We start from the raw sequence: 19,476 nt of genomic DNA, 5'->3' as shown, positions 1-19,476 counted from the left end.
GGAGCAGCTCGGTAGCTCGTCGGGCTCATAACCCGAAGGTCGTCGGTTCAAATCCGGCCCCCGCAACCAACCATTTGTGTCCATGGCAAGCGCATCGCGCAGCGGTGGAGACGAAGACAGCAAGAAGCAACTGCTCTGCTTTTTGTGGTGGCAATACAATTCGGACGCGGGGTGGAGCAGCTCGGTAGCTCGTCGGGCTCATAACCCGAAGGTCGTCGGTTCAAATCCGGCCCCCGCAACCAACTATTTGTGTCCATGGCAAGCGCATAGCGCTGCGGTGGAGACGAAGACAGCAAGAAGCAACTGCTCTGCTTTTTGTGGTGGCAATGCAATTCGGACGCGGGGTGGAGCAGCTCGGTAGCTCGTCGGGCTCATAACCCGAAGGTCGTCGGTTCAAATCCGGCCCCCGCAACCAACTTCTGACTGATTTTCTTCTGCATTACCTCTCTGATCCCCTCCAGCATCTGTTGCTTACACACAATAATGTGTGTTTTTCCGATCCCTCTCGCCATTTGTTCGGTATCATCCTGCTTTCTGTTCATGGATGAGGCCGCACCCTGTGATGACCCCTTTTAGCTATTCTTCTCCCCAAATCACGATGCAGAACACCTCCCTCGCCGAGGTAATGGCAGGGCCGACTGCCGTCAAACTCCTGCTCATTGCCGACTCAGCGCGCGATACCCTGCTGGCGACGCCTCCCTTTGCCGCCGTGGCAACCCAGATAGCCCTGGGTCAGAAGGCCCCCTATTCCCTCGACGACAGTCAGGGGCTGCAACGGGTGATCTTCATGGATGCCCGCCCGGCCCTGGATCATCGGCTCTACAAGCAGGTGCGCAGCTGGGTGGGCTCGCTGGCGGGCCTCAAGGCGACGCACCTGGCGCTCCATCTGGAGGGCTTTGACGATGAGCACCGCGCGCAACTGGCAAGGGTGGTGCTTGCCTGCCTGCTCGCCGCCGATGTGACCCTGCCGACCCAGAAACGGAGTGAGGCGACAAGACCGGGTTATCAGCAGTTGCAACTTTCCCCCCCTTGCGAGCTGGACATGACCCGCCTGAGCGCAGAAGCCGAAGGCAACGGTCTGGCTCGCCACCTGGCAGTGCTGCCAGCGTCCGAGCTCAATGCCCGTCATTACCGGGCCTATGCCCGGGAGCTGGCGCAGCAGGAGGGGTGGCAGTGGCAGGAGTTTGATGAGACGACCCTGGCACAGAAGGGGGCTGGCGCCTTCCTGGCGGTGGCCCGTGGTTCGGCGGACGGTCAGGCCGCCATCGTCAGGCTCAGTTACTGTCCGGCCAACCCGGTGCGCCGCGTCGCGCTGGTGGGCAAGGGGATCTGCCACGACTCCGGTGGCTACAACCTGAAAGTCGGTGGCAGCATGTATGGCATGCACCTGGACATGGGGGGCAGCGCGGTGGCCCTTGGCACGCTGCTGGCCATCAGCCGGGCGAAACTCCCCATTGAGGTGCACTGCTGGCTCGCCATCGCCGAGAACCACATCGGCCCGCAGGCCTTCCGGCCCGGTGAGGTGGTGACCGCCCTCAACGGCACCACCATCGAAGTGGTGGACACCGACGCCGAGGGTCGCATGGTGCTGGCGGATGCCCTGACCCTGGCGGCCGGGGACAAACCCGACTTGCTGATCGACTATGCCACCCTGACCGGCGCCTGCAAACGGGCGCTCGGCAGCCGTTACAGCGGCGCCTTCACCAACCGCCCCGAGTGGCTCACCACTCTGATAGCGCTGGGACAGCAGAGCGGGGAGCGAGTCTGGCCCTTCCCCCTGGACGAGGATTACGATGACAACCTCGATAGCGAGTGGGCCGATCTGTTACAGTGCGCGCCGGGCGCCTCCCCGGATCACATCGATGCCGCCCGTTTTCTCACGCGCTTCGTGCCCGCCGAGCTTCCCTGGTTGCACCTCGACCTGAGTGGTTTTCGCAACAAGGGGGGCAATGGCGTGGTGGGCAGCGAGGTAACCGGCTTTGGTGTCAGGCTGACCCTGACCCTGCTCGACAGCCCTCTGGGGATGGGTGCGCCCGACGCATGACAACGTGGCCAAGCACAATCAATAAGGACAAGCGTGAAACAAACAAGCTATGACTGGGTGCTGTTCGATCTGGACGAAACCCTGCTCGATTTTCCGGTCGCCAGGGCGCTGGAGCGGACCCTGCAGATCTACGGCGTGGCGCCGACTCCCCCCAAGATGGCGGAGTACCATGCCCTCAACCAGCGGCTCTGGCAGCAGTACAACTCAGGGGAGATTGACGCCACCCACCTGCAGCAGACCCGTTTTTCGCTCTTTGCCGAGCAGGTCAACGTAGCACCCATGGCGATGAACGAGACCTTCCTGCAGCAGATCATCGCCCTGAGCGTGCCGCTGGAGGGGGTGGAGGAGACCCTGCAGGCCCTGAAGAGCAAGGTCAGAATGGGGATCATCACCAACGGCTTCAGCCTGCCCCAGCGCGGGCGCCTCGACAAACTGGGCTGGAACAGCTGGTTTGAGCCTCTCGTTATTTCTGACGAGGTGCAGGTGACCAAGCCGGCGGCGGCCATCTTCCAGCATGCCCTGGCGCAGATGGGTCAGCCGAGCCCGGCGCGGGTGTTGATGGTGGGGGACAATCCCAAGACCGACATCGCCGGTGCCGCCGCCCAGGGTCTTGCCACCTGCTGGTACAACCCGGGGCGGGAGACCGGTCCGTGCGAGGCGACCCACGAGATCCACCACTTCGCCCATCTCTGCGCGATCGTGCTGGGAGAGTAGGTCCCCTATGCCCGCAAGGGTGTAAAAAAACAAGGCAGCCCATGGGCTGCCTTGTTTGCATCCGGCGTCTGCTAGCGGCCGAGGCGGGCGAGCAGCCAGGCCTCCAGCAAGGCCACGCCGGGGGCCAGCACGGCTTCGTCGAAGTCGAACTCCGGATGATGGTGGGGGGCCGCGAGGTTGGCTCCCAGGATGAGATAGGCGGCTTCGCCGCCGTGCTGCTGTACCCGCTCGATGAGGAAACCGGCATCCTCGCTGGCCCCGAAGCGGCGGGTGTGGATGGTATCAAGGGAGATCCCCTGTGCGAGAGGCACGATTTCCTCGATGAGGGCTGGGCTGTTCTCGATGCCGATCGCTTCCCCCTGTTTGCGGATGTGGTAGGTCGCGCCCTGCATCAGGGCCGCCCCCTCCACAATCTGCTGCACCTGATTGAACATGTAGTCGTTGAGGGCCGGCGTCGCGCCACGGGTCTCCCCCATCAGGCGGGCATGGCCCGGGATGACGTTGCGTCCACTGCCGCCGTTGAGCTGGCCCACGTTGATGCGGGTCATGCCGTCCCGATGGCGGGGAATGCCGAGCATGGCGGTGGTGGCCATGCAGGCCGCTGCCAGGGCATTGTGGCCCGCGTTGGGCTCGAGCCCCGCATGGGCGGCTTGCCCCATGAACTCCACGTCGAATTTGGTTGAACAGAGAAACTCGGTGGGGTTGACCACCAGCTCACCGCTGCTCGCGTGAATGCCGATGTGCAGTGCCAGCAGGGCGTCCACATCGTCGAGCTGCCCCCCTGCCGCGAGCGCCTTGCCGCCTCGGCAGCCCTCTTCAGCCGGCTGGAAGAAGAGCTTGATGCGGCCAGTGAGGCGATCGGCGAGGGCCGCGATCCGCTCGGCCAGCACCAGCCCGATGGCGGTGTGACCGTCGTGGGCACAGGCGTGCATCCAGCCCGGGTTGGCGGAGTGCCAGCCTCCCTGGCCGGGCAGGTGTGACGCCTCCTGGCTCTCTTCGACCTCCACCGCATCGATATCGAAGCGAAACGCCAGGGTGGGGCCGGGGCGCCCGCTCTCCCAGAGTCCCATCACGCCGGTGAGTGCGTCGATCCGCGTCAGCCACTCCGGATGCGCCCCCTGGTACAGGGCACGGGCCTTCTGGGCCTGGACGTCTATTTCCCGTCCCATGATGAGGGTGCTGGCGAGCAGTTGATCCCCCAGCATGATGGAGAAACCGAGTTCACTGAGGTGTTGGGCGATGAGGGTGGTGGTGCGAAATTCACACCAGGCGGCTTCGGGGTGACGATGAAGGTCGCGGCGCCAGTGGCGCAAGGCATCCTGAGTCATGGTGGTTCCTGCGTGGCAAATCCAGCGGCCATTGTGACGGGCAGGGGGGCAAGAGTAAATCCCGCAGGGGGAGATGCGACAAGGGGAGCCCGGGCTCCCCTTGAAAGATGGCATGGATGTCGACGAGGTCGTTTTGTGTGCGCAGATCGCGTTCAATGATGGCTTGGCATCATCCTTTGCCAGAGCGCGTCAAAAACCCATGTTGCAGTCTGTTTTTTGAACCGCCCCTCTGGGGCAGAGGTGGCAGATGGCTGATTGACCGACTTAGAGCTGTGCCAGCGACGGCATGGAGACGGCAACCAGAGTGAAAAACACGGTGAAAACGGCGGTAACTACGAACTCTTTCATGATTTTATCTCCCTTGGTTGGCTCATGATGGAACCAAGATACCACAACAGAACGATAAAACAACGAAAAATGTAATTATGAGGCAAAAATGGTTTGGTAGTGGAATGCGGCTGCATTTTTCCAAGTTTAAGGGCGTTTTTTGTCCTGGGAAGAGTTTGATAGTGATGCCAGTGAAAGTGGATGCACATAAAGTCTTTAAATACATTGAGTTACGTTGATTTTGTGACTCTCCCCTTGGAGGTTCCGATTGGCTTCTTTGTGGTGATCTCCATTTTTCATCAGCAAAATGGCCTGCGGGATGCGCCGATTGATGTCGTCATAGTGAGGTTGGTGGCTGTCAGCCAGGTTTTGTCATCCCATGTCATGTTTTCTCACGACTTGTGTCCCAACCCCAGTGTGCAAGGCTGTTGCCAGCCAGGGTTATCCGATGAAGGCTCAATTTTCTGCTCATCCCAAACAGGATGGGAGCAAAAAGAGTACGGAAAAACGACAAAAGGGCCGTCAAAGGAGCATGGAAGGAAAGGGGGGAAGGCGGGAAAATGGGGGTTCGATCTTCATGGGGCCTTGGGTGGCCGGAAGCCCCGTTTTTCGCTGTTTTCTTGGGGGGGCGAGCCACCGGGCCCGCGCGCAGGGGAAGCGGGAGATATCGTCGGCCCACCCGGGTGGCTATATGGCGCCGGTGTGATGGGATGAAGGGCAGGGGAGGCCTGGCGCAGGGCCGTGGCTCTGCGGCACCAAGGCCTTTATCTAGACCCGTCGCGAACAAGGTGAGCAAGCAGAAAAGCGGGGGAAAGAAGTAAAGGAGAAGGTCGTGGGGTCAGAGGCTCAGGGCCGCCGGGCAAGGGGGTAAAACATGGCGACAGTGGCCAGTGGATAGTCGGGCCCCCGCAGGGGGAGGAGGGGGTGAGGAGCCCGCATAAAAAAACCCTCCAGAGGAGGGTTTTTTGTCAGACCACAGCCCTTAGAACAGGGTGGTGGAGAGATCGTACAACTCCTGGTTGAACGGGCGCTTCAGGTTCTCGATGCAGTCGATGATGTCGTGGTGCACCATCTCGTTGCCCTGAATGCCGACGCAGCGGCCACCCTGGCCCGCCAGCAGTTGCTCGACGGCGAAGGCACCCATGCGGCTGGACATGATACGGTCACGGGCAGTGGGAGAACCGCCACGCTGGATGTGACCCAGGATGGTGGCGCGGGTTTCGCGGCCGGTCATGGCCTCGATGTCTTTTGCCAGGGCGTTCACGTCGGTGACGTGCTCGCAGATGGTGATGATGGCGTGCTTCTTGCCCTTGGCTTCCCCTTCCTTGATCTGTTGCAGCAGCTTCTCCTTGTCGAAGGCCACTTCCGGCACGATCACGTACTCGGCACCACCGGCAACGGCGGCAGACATGGCCAGATCGCCGCAGTGGCGGCCCATGATCTCGACCACGGAGATGCGGTGGTGGGAGCTGCAGGTGTCGCGCAGGCGGTCGATGGCGTCCACGACCACGTTCAGGGCGGTATCAAAGCCGATGGTGAAGTCGGTACCGGCGATATCGTTGTCGATGGTGCCCGGCAGGCCGATGCAGGGGAAGCCCTCCTCGGTCAGCTTCTTGGCACCCATGTAGGAGCCGTCGCCGCCGATGACCACCAGGGCGTCGATGCCGTGTTTCTTCAGGTTTTCGACCGCTTCGGCACGGACTTTCGGATCCTTGAAGGCGGGGAAACGGGCGGAGCCCAGGAAGGTACCGCCACGGTTCACGACGTCGGAGACGCTGTGACGCTCGAGCTTGACGATACGGTCCTGGTGCAGACCGAGGTAGCCATCATAGATGCCGTAAACTTCCAGGCCATGATGCAGACCGGCGCGCACCACGGCGCGGATGGCTGCGTTCATACCCGGTGCGTCACCACCACTGGTCAAAACACCAATACGTTTGATTTGTTTGGTCATGAGTGCCTCTGGATCTGAGTTGTCGAAAATCAAGATTCTGAAAAATACGGCTGGCCGCTTTTACTATATCGGCTTTCCTATGGCGAGAGGGTCCATAGGAAAGCGATATGCAAAGAGGGGCGGGGCCCCTCTTTGCTTGGCGCTTACTTGGCGGCGCCAGCGATGATCTGGGAGAAGTCGTCCACTTTCAGGGACGCGCCACCCACCAGGCCACCGTCGATGTCCGGCTGGCCGAACAGGTCGGCAGCGGTGGCGCCAGTCACGGAGCCGCCGTACAGGATCTGTACCTTGGCAGCCACGGCTGCATCAAAACCGGCCAGGTATTGACGGATGTGAGCATGCACGGATTGTGCGATCTCCGGGGTGGCGGTCTTGCCGGTGCCGATGGCCCATACCGGCTCGTAAGCGATGACGGCGTTCTCGAAGGAGGCGATGCCGCAGCGATCGATCACGGCCTTGAGCTGGGTCTCGACCACCTGGTTGGTGGTACCGGCTTCGAACTGGGCCAGGGTTTCACCGATGCACAGCACGGGGATCAGGCCGCCCTTCTGAATGGCTTCGTACTTGGCAGCCACCACGTCGTCGGTCTCTGCGTGCAGGGTACGACGCTCGCTGTGACCGACCAGGGAGTAGGTGCAGCCGAAGGCTTTGAGCATGGAGGGGGCGTTTTCGCCGGTGAAGGCGCCGGACTCGTGAACGTCGGCGTTCTGGGCACCGTAGGCGATCTTGCTGCCGGCGGTCAGCTGTTCAACCAGACCCAAAAAGATAACCGGCGGGCAGACGGCCACTTGCACGGAAGGATGAGCGGCAGCGGCCGGGGTCAGTCCTTTGATCAGGGCTTCTACAGAAGCCTTGGTGCCGTTCAGTTTCCAGTTACCCATTACCAGGTGCTGTCTCATCTTCTATATCTCCTAGGCATTTGATTGCGCAACATTATATGAATTGAACCGAGCCCAAGATAGCTGACCCGGCGGCAAATGACGTAATTTTTTTTCGCTTTCCTGATCCAAATCAGGAATGCAAGGCGCGATTGCTCACTCGGTGACCTGCCCACGCAAACGGGCCCACCATACCCCAATCCACTCGTGAATGGCAGCCTCGGAATACATCAGATAACGCCCTTTGGGGAGGTAGCTGTAGAGGGGTTGTGGCTCCTGACTCTGCTTGGCGGTGTAATCGGTGGGAGCCGGCACCGCATCGAGTCCCTGACTGCGATAGAGAGCCATGGCCCGGGGCAGGTGGGTGGCCGAACTCACCAGCGCCACCCGCTTGCCGTTGAGGTGGGCGGCGATGCTGACCGCCTCGTCATGGGTGTCTTTGTTGTTTTCAAACAACGTCATGCGCGCACGCGGGATGCCAAGGCTGGCCGCCATGCGGGCGTTGACCTCGGCGTTCGACAGGGGATCCCCGGCCACGGCACCGGAGAAGACCAGCTCGGCTTCTGGATAGGCCAGAGCCAGGCGAACTCCTTCCAGGGTGCGCGCCAGGGAGATGTTGTTTTGCCAGGCGCGCTCTGGGATGGCCGGATCGCTCACATGACCGTTGCCCAGCACGACGATGGCCTGGATGTCAGGATGCAGGCTCACCTCGAAGGGGGGATAGGTCTGCTCCAGGCTGCGGGCCAGCTCGTAGCTCACCGGCCGCGTCCCCATCAGGGCAATGATCACCAAGGAGAGGGTCGCCAGCAGTCTGCCGCTTTTTTGAAAGCGGGTGAACCAGAGCAGCACGAGCGCCAGCACCAACAAGGAGAGAGAAAAGGGGAGCGGCATCAGCAGATGGCCCAGCCATTTCTTGATGACAAAGAAGTTGAGCTCGAACACGACAGACACGTCCTTGAGTTTTCAGCAAATTCGGGATGTGACAGAATACCCCTCTTTTTTCCTGTGGCCCAATCCTGTGTGGTTCCTCCTGCGGCCCTCATGGCGGGGCGGTCGAAGATGAGTGTGTCTTGAAGCAAGATCAGAGTTTTGACGGGCGCGCGGACAAGTTCGCTCGCAACATTTACGACTCCACCAAGGGGCGCATTCGCACCACCATTGTCTGGAGTGACATCGAAGCCTGCCTGGCGCGCCTGGGCAACCGGCCGCTGCGCATCCTGGATGCCGGCGGCGGCTTTGGCTACTTCGCCCAGAAATTGGCGGCCATGGGCCATCAGGTGGAGCTGTGCGATTTGTCGGCAGAAATGCTGGATCTGGCCCGGGAGCAGATCGCCCAGAAGGGGTTGGAAGACAGAATTCGTCTCATCCATTGCCCCATTCAGGATCTCAAGCACCAGGTGACCGGCACCTTCGATCTGGTGCTCTGTCATGCGGTACTGGAGTGGCTCGCCGAGCCGCGCCAGACCTTGCTGGGTCTGTTCCCTTTCGTCAAGGCTGGGGGCATACTGTCGCTGCTTTTTTACAATCGTCACGGCCTCCTGTTCCAGAGCCTGGTGGTGGGCAATTTTGACTATGTGCGCCTGGGCCTTCGCAAGAAACGCCAGACAGCCCTGACACCCACCAATCCCCAGTTGCCGGAGCAGGTCTATGACTGGATAGGCCGGGGGGGATTGCGGATCATCGGCAAGACCGGGGTGCGTGTCATCCACGACTACATGCGCCACAAGCAGGATCAGGTCGAGAAGTTCGAGGACCTGCTGGCCATGGAACAGCAATATTGCCGCCAGGAGCCCTTTGTTTCCCTGGGGCGCTACATCCATGTGATGGCCCAGAAACCGGCCGGTTGAGCCCCACCGGCGTGAATACGATGCGGGATCCAGCCGCCGGGGCGCCACCGACCCCGGCCTATATCACCACGGCGGGCGAAGACCTGCCGACTATAACAACGAGATGATAACGTCATGATGAGTACATCCCGTACCCTGCCAGAGACGGTGGGATGGGTCAGACAGGAGGGGTTGGCGCTGAACCTCCCCACCGACAGGCTGGCCTTTCTGATAGCGATCAAGACGCTCTCCGAGGACGAGTCTGATCTCTCGGAGGCCGCGCTGCACGATGCCTTTGGCTATGTCAGCAGTGCCTTCGGCCAGATGGACGAGACCCTCACCGGTCGCGCCAACAACGCCATCAACGATCTCATTCGCCAGCAACTGCTGTCGCGTTTCACCACCGACATGGTGGCGGGGGAGAGCCTCTACCGCCTGTCGCGCCTTGGCATGAGCATCGTCGATTTCTTCATGGATCAGCGCCAGGTGGACTCCATCAAGCTCTCCATCCTGCTCGAGCACCTGGCGGCCGAGCTCGACACCGCCCGCAAGGCGGCGCTCGAGACCAACACCCGGGAGCAGTGGGACGCCGAGGTGCTGCCGCGCCTCTCCTTCTCCCTGGAAGAGACGCTCGGGCGCATCGATCTCACCCAGCGCGCCATGGACGAGCAGCAAAACCAGGTCAAGAGCGAGATAGCGGCCCTGCTGACCCAGAACTGGGTCGATGCCATCCACAGCTGCGAGAAGCTCCTGCACGAGACCGGCCAGACCCTGCGCGAGTTGCAGGACACCCTGGACGCCGCCGGCCACCGCCTGCAGGCGGGGCTGCTCAACATTCAGGAAGCGGCCCAGGGGCGTGAGGATCTGTTCCACGTCGAGGAGCTGACCCTCGCCCTGCAGGGGCGTCTGGATGTCATCACCGCCTGGGGCCAGCAGTGCATCGAGCTCTGGTCCCGTTATGACAGGCACGTTCACAAGTTCATCCGCAACGCCATCGACATGGACAAGAACCGCGCCTTCAGCCAGCGGCTGCGGGAATCCATCCGCAACTTCGAGCAGCACAGCTGGTTGTTGCGGGTGGCCGAAGAGCCCCGTTTGCTGGAGCTGCGGGATGAAACCATCGCCATCCACGACGAGGAGGTGACCGGCGAGGTGCCCCTCGAGATGGAGTACGTGGAGATGGTGGACATCAACCAGGAGCTGGCGGAGCGCATCGAGCGCTACCTGGCCCGCTACCCGGAGCAGGGAGATCGGCTGGATCTTGCCGACGTGCTGCGGGAATACCTGCTGGACTACCCGGCCCATGCCCACTTCGACGTGGCGCGCCTCCTGATCGATCAGGCCGTGCGTCTCGGCCATGCCAGCGGTGAGCGCGAGCACCACCGCCAACCCGCATGGAAACCCATCAACCAAGCTGGATCCAAGGTTCAGGCCTATGTCATCGATCAATACTGAATTCCCCTTGCCCCTGCGTCTCGCAGAGGCCATCGCCAACCCCTTGTTTCCGCGCATCGACACCGCCCTGCGCTCCGGTCGCCACATCAGTGCCGACGAATTCGAGCAGCACTCGGCCCTGGTGGAGTACCACCAGGAGCTGGAGATCTTCTACGGCCGCTATCAGGTGGAACTCATCAAGGCGCCGGAAGGCTTCTTCTACCTGCGTCCGCGCCCGAGCGCCGACATCGGAACAACAGTGCTATCCGAGCTCGATATGCTGGTGGGCAAGGTGCTCTGCTACCTGTTCCTGAGCCCGGACAGGCTCGCCTCTGAAGGGGTGTTCGCCATGGGAGAGCTGCAAGAAGAGGTGCTGAGTCTGGCGGACGAGAAGCAACTGCTGCGCATGGTCAACAGCCGCTCCGGCGGCACTGATCTCGACAAGAAGAAGCTCCTCGAGAAGATCCGCACCTCCATGCGTCGCCTCAAGCGCCTCGGGATGATCACCCCCCTTGGCAACAGCGACAAATTCCGGGTCAACGAGTCCGTGTTCCGCTTCGCCGCCGATGTGCGCTCCGACGAGGATCCCCGCGCTGTGCAACTGCGGATGATCCAGGAAGGGGAGGCCATTTTCCACGACGACGAGATGCCGAGCAGCGATTCCCTGTTCGAGGATATCGAAGAGGATCTGGACGAAGAGCAGCTGGAGCTGGAGGTGGAAGATGATCTGCAACGTTAATGTGCCGGCACTGATGGTGTGTGCCGGTTTGATGGAGAGTGTGGCGTGAGAGGCAAATTCAAATCCCTGACCATGGTCAACTGGAACGGCTTCTTCGCCCGCACCTTCGATCTCGACCAGCTGGTCACGACCCTGTCCGGCGGCAACGGCGCGGGCAAGTCCACCACCATGGCGGCCTTTATCGCGGCCCTCATTCCCGACCAGTCACTGCTTCACTTCCGTAACACCACGGAGGCGGGCTCCTCCAGCGCGTCCCGCGACAAGGGGCTCTACGGCAAGCTGCAGCGCGGCCACTGTTATTCGCTGCTGGAAGTGATGAACAGCCGTGAGCAGCGGATCTGGGTCGGCGTCCACCTCGAACAGGTGGCCAACCGTGACAACAAGGTCAACATCACTCCGTTCGCCCTGGTGGATGTGCCCGAACACCTGGCGCCCACGGATCTGCTGCTGGAGAAGCTCGACGACGGCAAGGGGCGGGTACGTGCCTTCGCCGATCTGAAGGGGGCGGCAGCGGAGCTCGGCGCCATCAAGGTCGCCAAGTTCAATACGGTGACCGACTATCACAACTTCATGTTCGAGTTCGGCATCACCCCGAAGAAACTGCGGGATCAAAAGGATCGCGGCAAGTTCTATCGCCTGATCGAAGCTTCCCTCTACGGCGGTATCTCGTCTTCCATCAGCCGCTCCTTGCGTGAATACCTGCTGCCGGAGAACTCCGGGGTACGCAAGGCGTTCCAGGACATGGAGGCGGCCATCTACGAGAACCGCCGCACCCTGGAAGCCATCAAGGAGACCCAAGGTCAGCGGGATCTCTTCAAGAACCTGATCACCGAGACCACCCACTATGTGGCCGCGGAGTATGTGCGGGGCGCCGCCGAGAAGAGCCGTCTCTCCGAGCTGGCCCTCAAGGCACGCTCTGAGCTCGCCGGCAAACGCCGTCTGCTGGCCGAGGAGAAGCAGCGCGCCATCTATCTGGCGGACGAGGTGGATCAGCTCACCAACCGCGAGAAGCTCCTGACCGACGAGCTGGAGTCCGCCGCCGAGCACCTGGCCAAGGTGATGGCGGCCGTGGCCCTGCAAAAGAAGATTGCCCTCTATCGCGCCGATCTGGCGGAGCTCAACGACAAGCTCGAGCAGCAGCAGGCGGTGGTGGAAGAGATCCACGGCCAGTTGCTGGAAGTGGAGGAGCGCAAGGAGCTGGCCCAGGCAGAGGTGGACAGCCTCAAGACCCAGCTGGCCGACTACCAGCAGGCGCTCGATATCCAGCAGACCCGCGCCATCCAGTACCGTCAGGCGGTGCAGGCCCTGGAAAACGCCCGCGAGCAGTGCGAACTGCCGGGGCTCGAGCCTGCGCAGGCGAGCGACACCCTGCACCAGTTCCGCGCAGCCGAGCAGAGCCTCACCAGCCGGGTGCTGGGGGCCGAGCAGCAGCTGGCGCTGGCCAAGGCGGCGGTGGCCGAACACGAAGCGGCGCTGGCGCTGCTGCTCAGCATCGCACCCGAGACAGTGCGCGAGGCTGCCTGGCCCACCGCGCAGGCGCTGCTCAAGCGCCACATCGAAGACAAGGCCCGCATTGCCCAGGGGCAGGGTCTGCGCGCCGCGCTGGCTCGCCTCGAGAAAGAGAGCGAAAGCCAGAAGACGCTCTTGCGGCTGCGAGACGAGCTGGCCCAGGCGTCTGGTCAGCACATTGCTAGCCAGGACGAGCTGGAGATCTTCCTCGAAGCCCAGCGCACCCGCCAGGAGGAGCTCTCCGAGCAGCAGGCAGAGGCCAATCAGCGCCGCGCCAGCCTCGAGCATCAGGGTACTCAGCTGGGTCGCGATATCGCGGAGCTGACCAAGCTGGCCCCGCGCTGGCTCAAATCCTTTGAAAAACTCGAGCAACTGCGCGAGCAGAGTGGCTTGGCCTTGGCCACCGCCGAAGAACTCTCTTCCGGCATGCAGAGCGTGCTCGACAAGGAGCGGGAGTTCGAGCAGGAGAGCAACCGCATTCAGGGCCAGAAACAGGCGCTGGAGATGCAAATTCGCAACCTGCAGCTGGGTGCCGGCGAGGCGGATCCGCGTCTTGCCCGCATCGCCGAGCAGGTGGGGGGCGTGCTGCTCTCGGACGTCTATGACGACATCTCCATCGATGATGCCCCTTACTACTCCGCGCTCTACGGCCCGGCTCGCAGCGCCCTGGTGGTGCTCGACCTCGAAGGCGCCATCGAGCGGCTGAAAAAGCTGGAAGATTGCCCGGAAGATATCTACCTCATCCAGGGCAACCCCGACTCCTTTGACGAGGATCTGGTGGAAGCTGATGAGCTGGGGGACGCCGTGCTGGTGCGCACCAGCAAACGTCAGGTGCGCTTCTCCCGCTACCCCGAGCTGCCGCTGTTTGGCCGCGCCGCCCGGGAAAAACGGATCGAGCAGCTCGATCTTGAGCGGGAAAACCTCATCGAGGGCTACGCCAAGGCCGCCTTCGAGCAGCAGAAGTACCACCGTCTCTACGGCCACTTCCGCGACTTTATCGGCCAGCATCTGGATATCGCCTTCCGCCCGGACCCCGAAGCCGAGGTGCAGGCCAAGCAGCACGAGCAGCGCAAGCTGCAAGAAACCATCGCCGAGTGCGACAAGCAGCTGAGTGATGCCAAAGCCGCCGCCGCCCAGCTGACCCGCCATATCCAGCTGGTGCAGGGGATGCTGCCCTTTGCCCACCTGTTTGCCGAGGCAGACCTGGCGGCCCGCCTCGAGGCGGCTCACGCCGATGTGGAGGCCCTTAAAACAGCCGAAGCCTTTATCGCCAGGCACGGCAAGGCGCTGGAAAAACTGGAAACCATGGTGCAGGTGCTGCGCCAGGATCCCCAGGATCTGGCGGCCCTGCAGGCGGCCTTTGACGAGGTGAGCGACCTGCTGGCCGAGCAGAAGCGCCGTTGCTACGCCCTCGATCAGCTGGTGGCCCGTTTGCCGCACTTTGCCTATCAGGATGCGCAAGATCTGCTGGGCAAGGCCTCCGAGATGAGCGAGCGACTCAAAGAGAAGCTCAAGGCGGCAGAGCTTGCCGCCCGCACCGCCGGTGAGCAGCACAAGCAGATCACCCAGCGCCACACCGAGGCGCTGCAACTGCGCACGGCGCTCGATTCCAGCGCCTCGGCCAAGGGGCAGACCCTGGCGGAGTTCGAGCAGGAGCTGGCGGCCATGGGGCTGACCCTGTCGGATGACATGGAAGAGAAGGCCCGTGCCCACAAGAAAGAGATTGAAGAGCTGCTTATCCGCACCCGGACCCGCCGCACCAGCGCCGAGGCCCAGTTGCAGGTGTGCAAGCGCGAAATCGAGTCCCTTGGCGGTCGTCTCAAGCTCGAAGGCAAGGATTACTACAGCGCCCGCAAATCCCTGGTGGGTCACAAGGCGAGCTGGTCGCGGGTGGTGCGTCTGGCACGGGAGACCGACGTCGAGAAGCGTCTGAACAAGCGCGAGCTGGCGTACCTCGACAGCGACGAGCTGCGCTCCATGTCGGACAAGGCCCTCGGCGCCCTGCGGGTGGCGGTGGCCCACGACGAGGCCCTGCGCGATGCGCTGCGTCTGTCGGAAGGCAACCGCAGCACCGAGCAGAAGGTCGCCTTCTATGTGCAGGTCTACCGTTACCTGAAAGATCGCATCCGCAACGACATCATCCGCTCGGACGATCCGGTGGAAGCCATCGAGGAGATGGAGATCGAGCTGGCGCGCCTCGCCGACGAGCTCAAGCAGCGGGAAACCCATCTGTCCCTCTCCTCCCACGAGGTGGCGGCCAAGATCACCAACATCATCCGCCGGGAGCAGAACCGCATCCGGGTATTGAACCAGGGCCTGCAGAACATCGCCTTCGGTCTGGTGCGCGGGGTGCGTCTCAACGTCAATATCCGCGAGGCCCACACTCGCCTCCTGACCGCACTCGCCGATCAGAGCGCCATGCACAACGATCTTTTCGCCGACAAGGAGCTCAGCTTCTCCGAGGCCATGGCCAAGCTCTTCCAGCGTCTCAACCCGCAGGTGGAGCAGGGGGAGCGCAACTATCAGGTGATGGGGGACGTGCTGCTCGACTATCGCAACTACCTGGAGCTGGAGATCGAGGTGCAGCGCGGTGCTGACGGCTGGCTGCGGGCCGAGAGCGGCGCCCTCTCCACCGGCGAGGCGATCGGCACCGGTCAGGCCATCCTCTTGATGGTGCTCATCAGCTGGGAGGAGGAGTCCCGCCGTCTGCGCGGCAAGGACATCGCTCCCTGCCGCCTGTTGTTCCTGGACGAAGCGGCACGGCTTGATGGCAAATCCATCGCCACCCTGTTCGAGCTGTGCGAGCGGCAGGACATGCAGCTCCTCATCGCGGCGCCGGAGAACATCAGCCCCGAGAAGGGCACCACCTACAAGCTCATCCGCAAGGTGCAGGGCAAGCACGAGCATGTGCATGTAGTGGGGCTGCGCGGCTTTGGCTTCGCCGACGACAAGCTCATCGCCTGACATCTTCCCCTGACAGGGGCTGACGGAGCGATACGCAAAACGGGAGGCTTGGGCCTCCCGTTTTCCATGGGAAATGTGAGAGAGTAGGCCCCTGTTAACGGAAGCCTGACTGGCGATGCTGGTCGCTCTGTCCCATCGAGGAAGCAACGCATGACGACGCGACAAAAAGGGCTGCTGGCCTCTCTGTGCCTGCTGCTGGCCGCCTGCAGCAGCCACCCTGATGCAGGCAGTGCGGGCAACTGGCGAGGCTATACCCAGACGGGGCTTGCCTCCTATTACGCCGATCGCTACCACAACAAGCGCACCGCCAGCGGGGAGCCTTACCAGCGCCACGCCAACACCGCCGCCCACATGACACTGCCCTTTGGCGCCCTGGTGAGGGTCACCAACCTCGCCAACGACAAGAGCGTGGTGGTGCGGGTCAACGACAGGGGCAATTTCCCCCGCGGGCGCATCATCGATCTCTCCAGGGCGGCGTTCAGCGCCATCGGCAATCCCCGATCCGGGCTTATCAAGGTCAGGATTGAGGTGCTCTAGTCACCGGGTCTGCATGTGCCGGTGCCCCTCCATACCCGGGCCGCTGGAAGAGGGCATTTCCCGGTGATCGCGGGCCATCTTCTTCATTCCATTGGTGAGGTCGCCAACGCGACTTCCCATTTTCCGGTGTGCCATTAAGATAGCCAAACGAAAAACAGGGTGTCTTTGCCATCTGGCGGCAACCGGGCATGGCATGGTGTGTGAGACACCCTTTCAACCCCCTGCCCATGTTTCGCCGCTAAGGCGCAGGCTATAAAGAGAGACGTCATTCACTGGGAGGATCAGAACATGGCTGACAAGCGTGCCATTCAGGCAACGGCCATCCCCGAGCACAAGGCAAAGTCCCTCTATCCGGAGCCCTTTGCCTCCCTGGTCAAGCACCGCACCCGGCGCAGGCTGGGGGATCATTTCGGCCTTGCCAATTTCGGGGTCAACCTGACGACCCTGGCACCGGGGGCCATCTCGGCGCTCAAGCACCATCACGGCCTGCAGGACGAGTTCGTCTATGTGCTCTCGGGCAATCCCACCCTGCGCCACGGGGAGGAGGAGTACCGGATGTCGCCGGGGGAGTGCATCGGCTTCAAGGGGGGCAGCGGCCTGGCCCACCAGTTGCTCAACCACGGTGAGGTGGACGCCGTCTATCTCGAGGTGGGGGACAGGCTGCCAGGGGACACCGTCGACTATCCCGACGACGATCTGGCCCTGGTACAGGGTGCCGATGGCGCCTGGTCAGCCAGACACAAGGATGGCACCCCCTACTAGGGTGCCTCTTCGGGCAATGAGAGAGACCTCCATGGTGTTCAGCCCCTTTTCTGCTGTCAGGGCAGAGGATTTTCTGCCGCTGCTCAACGACGAGACGCTGCGAAAGCACCTGATCCCTCACCCGCTTTTCGATGTGGCCGGGGTGCGCGACTGGATGGCGTACAAGCTGGGAGTCGACGCCCGGCCAGGTTGCCGCGTGCGCGCCATCTTCCTCGACGGCACCCTGGCGGGGTGGTGCGGTATCCAGCCCGATGACGAGGGGGTGGAGCTTGCCATCGTGCTCGCCAAGGCCGGCTGGGGAAGCGGCGTGGCGATTTTCAACGAGATGATGGGGTGGGCGAGGGAGCTTGGCCATCGGACGATACTCTTTCACTTGCTGGATACCCGCCCGCCTTATCTGTCCCTCGCCAGACGGGCCATCTGGGTGAGGAAAACGCGCCTGGGCGAACACCCTTTCACCACCTATTGCCTTGACGTTGAGCGCTGGTCTGCAGGCCCTTAGCCTGGACCAGGGGGCCGCAAGCCGTGCCGCCTCCTGGCGGGTCCCGTTGCCACCCTTTGCGCCATGATCCCTCCCGCTCGTTTGTTCCTCCGTGCACGGCGTGGTTATCCACCCCGTTGAACACAGTGTTCATTCTGCCCCCCTATATGGCCCCCACCGTCCTGCCTACACTGGGCAACGTCTGATGGGGGAGCATCCGGCAGTATAAATCGCTGTCCAGGTTGCACTCTCTGGCGTGTTGACGATGTACAACGGAGAAAACTGGATGAAAAAAGAGACAGACAAACTGGTATCGATCGCAGTGCTCAAGGCCCGTGACGGCATGGGAGAGCGCCTTCGCGATGCCCTGCTTACCTTGATTGACCCCACTCGCCAGGAGCCGGGCAACCTCGATTACGTGCTGTTCGAGTTGAAGGATGAACCCGGCACCTTCTACATGCGGGAAGCCTTCGTGAGTCAGGCCGCCCTGGATGCCCACTGTGAGACCGCGTATTTCCAGGCTTTCGCTCGCCAGGCGGACGAACTGCTGGCCGAACCCCTTCGGCTTGTCTTCATGGAAGAAGTGAGCCCCTGATCCTTGCCGCAGAGCCCGATGGTCCCCTCATCGGGCTTTTTGCCTTCAGCCTCGCTCCCGGCAATCGCATCTACCTGCTCGGCTGTGTGGCCATGGCCCTGAACCCCATCCTGATCAAGCGCTGCTACCGGGGGAGTCCTTCCTCCACCTGACCGGCTGGACCCTCATCTGCGCCACTGTGCTGCTCACCGGCATGCTGACCGGGGAGACAGTACACTGGGAACAGGTAGGCTGGGGGGTAGAAGGTGTGCTGCTGACCATGGTGCTCCTGCCCCTTCATGCTGGCAAACGGGGGGCTGTCTGAGGGGCCGCCTGTGGCCCTGATCAACCAGGGAGTGCGTCATGAGAAGAACCCTGATCCTGGTACGCCATGGCAAGTCGAGCTGGGAAGACGCGTCTTTGTCTGACCGCGCTCGTCCGCTGGCTGCGCGCGGGCTGCGCGATGCGCCCCTGATGGGGGCTCGTCTGGCGCACCTTGGGGTGAAGCCCGATCTCATCCTCTCGAGCCCCGCCTGCCGGGCCCTGACGACCGCCCGGCTGCTTGCCGGGGAGCTGGGTTATTCCCCGGACCGCATCGTCATCGACGAGGGCCTCTACGAGAGCGATGCCGGGACCCTTCTCGGGGTGGTGGGGGCGCTTTCAGATGATCTCGCCTGCGTACTGCTGGTGGGTCATGATCCTGCCTTCACCGACCTGGCTCATGGCTTTTCCTCCGGTATCACTCGCATGCCGACCTGTGCCGTCGCCCGCTTCATCTTCGACGCCCCCTCCTGGTCGGCGCTCCCGTCCTGCTCGCCGGTGGTGGCCGTGCTGGACTTCCCGAAGAAGAGGTAGGGGGGCGTCGGTTGCAGGCATGCAGAAACGACAAGGGGAGCCGCGGCTCCCCTTGTCGTGATGGTGACGGGGTCATTTGGCCGCGATGGGCCCCTTGGTGCCCGCATCGTTGTCGACCCAGCCATCTTCTCCCTTGAGGCGGCGATCCCCCTGGATGGTGTAGATGACCATGCCCTCCTTGAACACCAGGGCGCCGTCGGATTTCCTGGTACTGACCTGCTTGTCGTTGACCCACACCTGATCCTTGTCATCGATGCGGATGTTCGCGACCGTGGCGCCCGTCTCGGGGAAGGTGGCGACCCCGTTGCCGGCGTAGGGGCTGGCGCTGGCCGCTGCGGGGGCGGCGCCAAATCCGGCGGCGGCGTTCTCGGCCTTGCTCTTGTGAATATCGCAGCCCTGGGCTTCGGTCACCTGGGTGCAGCCGGAGCGTTCCAGCTGTTCGGCGTATTTGTGGTTGTTGACATCCTCCCCCACCTTAGCGCTTCGCGTCACAGGAGGGGGATTCCCATTACTGGGTGATAGCTGCTCGCGCAGTACCGGGTTCCTGCTT

General features: G+C 62.5%; 16 protein-coding genes and 2 tRNA genes. 13 read left to right on the top strand and 5 right to left on the bottom strand.

All coding sequences use genetic code 11. From position 1 onward, the window contains the following. Positions 1 to 165: 165 nt before the first annotated feature. From AB5Y64_RS17535 to yjjG, 4 genes are all read left to right on the top strand, one after another. A tRNA-Met gene (locus AB5Y64_RS17535) sits at positions 166 to 242 on the top strand. Between the two features lie 96 nt (positions 243 to 338). After that, positions 339 to 415: transfer RNA gene (locus AB5Y64_RS17530), tRNA-Met, on the top strand. A 144-nt stretch (positions 416 to 559) separates the two neighbouring features. Continuing rightward, on the top strand, positions 560 to 2,044 hold the full coding sequence (locus AB5Y64_RS17525) for a leucyl aminopeptidase family protein (RefSeq protein ID WP_161470637.1): 1,485 nt from the start codon (positions 560 to 562) through the stop codon (positions 2,042 to 2,044). 33 nt (positions 2,045 to 2,077) lie between these two features. Continuing rightward, positions 2,078 to 2,758 carry a pyrimidine 5'-nucleotidase gene (gene yjjG / locus AB5Y64_RS17520; RefSeq protein ID WP_041215092.1) on the top strand — a complete coding sequence of 227 codons (681 nt, stop codon included), beginning with the start codon at positions 2,078 to 2,080 and terminating at the stop codon, positions 2,756 to 2,758. 71 nt (positions 2,759 to 2,829) lie between these two features. On the opposite strand, the gene AB5Y64_RS17515 is transcribed toward yjjG, so the two are convergent. From AB5Y64_RS17515 to elyC, 4 genes are all read right to left on the bottom strand, one after another. Continuing rightward, positions 2,830 to 4,086: an amidohydrolase gene (locus AB5Y64_RS17515; protein WP_161470636.1), complete on the bottom strand. Its 1,257-nt coding sequence runs from the start codon at positions 4,084 to 4,086 to the stop codon at positions 2,830 to 2,832. A 1,309-nt stretch (positions 4,087 to 5,395) separates the two neighbouring features. Then, the gene (gene pfkA, locus AB5Y64_RS17510) at positions 5,396 to 6,367 is read right to left on the bottom strand and encodes a 6-phosphofructokinase (protein WP_010674852.1); all 972 of its coding nucleotides are present in this window, start codon (positions 6,365 to 6,367) and stop codon (positions 5,396 to 5,398) included. A 143-nt stretch (positions 6,368 to 6,510) separates the two neighbouring features. After that, on the bottom strand, positions 6,511 to 7,266 hold the full coding sequence (tpiA, locus tag AB5Y64_RS17505) for a triose-phosphate isomerase (RefSeq protein WP_029314576.1): 756 nt from the start codon (positions 7,264 to 7,266) through the stop codon (positions 6,511 to 6,513). Positions 7,267 to 7,401: 135 nt separating this feature from the next. Further along, the gene (gene elyC, locus AB5Y64_RS17500) at positions 7,402 to 8,187 is read right to left on the bottom strand and encodes an envelope biogenesis factor ElyC (RefSeq protein WP_041211480.1); all 786 of its coding nucleotides are present in this window, start codon (positions 8,185 to 8,187) and stop codon (positions 7,402 to 7,404) included. A 128-nt stretch (positions 8,188 to 8,315) separates the two neighbouring features. Between elyC and cmoM the strand changes: the two genes are divergently transcribed. The 9 genes from cmoM to AB5Y64_RS17455 all read left to right on the top strand — a co-directional run bounded on the left by cmoM (position 8,316) and on the right by AB5Y64_RS17455 (position 18,926). After that, the gene (gene cmoM / locus AB5Y64_RS17495) at positions 8,316 to 9,092 is read left to right on the top strand and encodes a tRNA uridine 5-oxyacetic acid(34) methyltransferase CmoM (RefSeq protein WP_039040723.1); all 777 of its coding nucleotides are present in this window, start codon (positions 8,316 to 8,318) and stop codon (positions 9,090 to 9,092) included. 114 nt (positions 9,093 to 9,206) lie between these two features. Beyond that, positions 9,207 to 10,526 carry a chromosome partition protein MukF gene (gene mukF / locus AB5Y64_RS17490; protein WP_264818335.1) on the top strand — a complete coding sequence of 440 codons (1,320 nt, stop codon included), beginning with the start codon at positions 9,207 to 9,209 and terminating at the stop codon, positions 10,524 to 10,526. Beyond that, positions 10,507 to 11,244: a chromosome partition protein MukE gene (mukE, locus tag AB5Y64_RS17485; protein WP_029314572.1), complete on the top strand. Its 738-nt coding sequence runs from the start codon at positions 10,507 to 10,509 to the stop codon at positions 11,242 to 11,244. Before mukF ends, mukE begins: the two co-directional genes overlap by 20 nt. Positions 11,245 to 11,289: 45 nt before the next feature. Next, a complete protein-coding gene (mukB, locus tag AB5Y64_RS17480; RefSeq protein ID WP_221435717.1) occupies positions 11,290 to 15,717 on the top strand; it encodes a chromosome partition protein MukB in 4,428 nt (1,475 codons plus the stop codon). Positions 15,718 to 15,867: 150 nt separating this feature from the next. Further along, the gene (locus AB5Y64_RS17475; RefSeq protein ID WP_052816256.1) at positions 15,868 to 16,254 is read left to right on the top strand and encodes a septal ring lytic transglycosylase RlpA family protein; all 387 of its coding nucleotides are present in this window, start codon (positions 15,868 to 15,870) and stop codon (positions 16,252 to 16,254) included. Between the two features lie 288 nt (positions 16,255 to 16,542). Then, on the top strand, positions 16,543 to 17,016 hold the full coding sequence (locus AB5Y64_RS17470) for a cupin domain-containing protein (RefSeq protein WP_052816254.1): 474 nt from the start codon (positions 16,543 to 16,545) through the stop codon (positions 17,014 to 17,016). A 16-nt stretch (positions 17,017 to 17,032) separates the two neighbouring features. Next, the gene (locus AB5Y64_RS17465; RefSeq protein ID WP_049636016.1) at positions 17,033 to 17,518 is read left to right on the top strand and encodes a GNAT family N-acetyltransferase; all 486 of its coding nucleotides are present in this window, start codon (positions 17,033 to 17,035) and stop codon (positions 17,516 to 17,518) included. A 265-nt stretch (positions 17,519 to 17,783) separates the two neighbouring features. Further along, positions 17,784 to 18,092, top strand: coding sequence for a putative quinol monooxygenase (locus AB5Y64_RS17460; RefSeq protein ID WP_042879252.1), 309 nt, complete (start codon positions 17,784 to 17,786; stop codon positions 18,090 to 18,092). Positions 18,093 to 18,434: 342 nt separating this feature from the next. Then, a complete protein-coding gene (locus tag AB5Y64_RS17455; protein ID WP_052816250.1) occupies positions 18,435 to 18,926 on the top strand; it encodes a histidine phosphatase family protein in 492 nt (163 codons plus the stop codon). Positions 18,927 to 18,998: 72 nt separating this feature from the next. Here AB5Y64_RS17455 and AB5Y64_RS17450 read toward each other — a convergent pair whose 3' ends face one another. Beyond that, positions 18,999 to 19,418 carry a hypothetical protein gene (locus AB5Y64_RS17450; RefSeq protein WP_227262768.1) on the bottom strand — a complete coding sequence of 140 codons (420 nt, stop codon included), beginning with the start codon at positions 19,416 to 19,418 and terminating at the stop codon, positions 18,999 to 19,001. Positions 19,419 to 19,476: the final 58 nt, after the last annotated feature.

Origin of the sequence: Aeromonas sp. R5-1, from assembly GCF_040908265.1 — a bacterium.
GTDB lineage: Bacteria > Pseudomonadota > Gammaproteobacteria > Enterobacterales > Aeromonadaceae > Aeromonas > Aeromonas caviae.
This window is presented reverse-complemented; position numbering and strand designations above follow the sequence as displayed.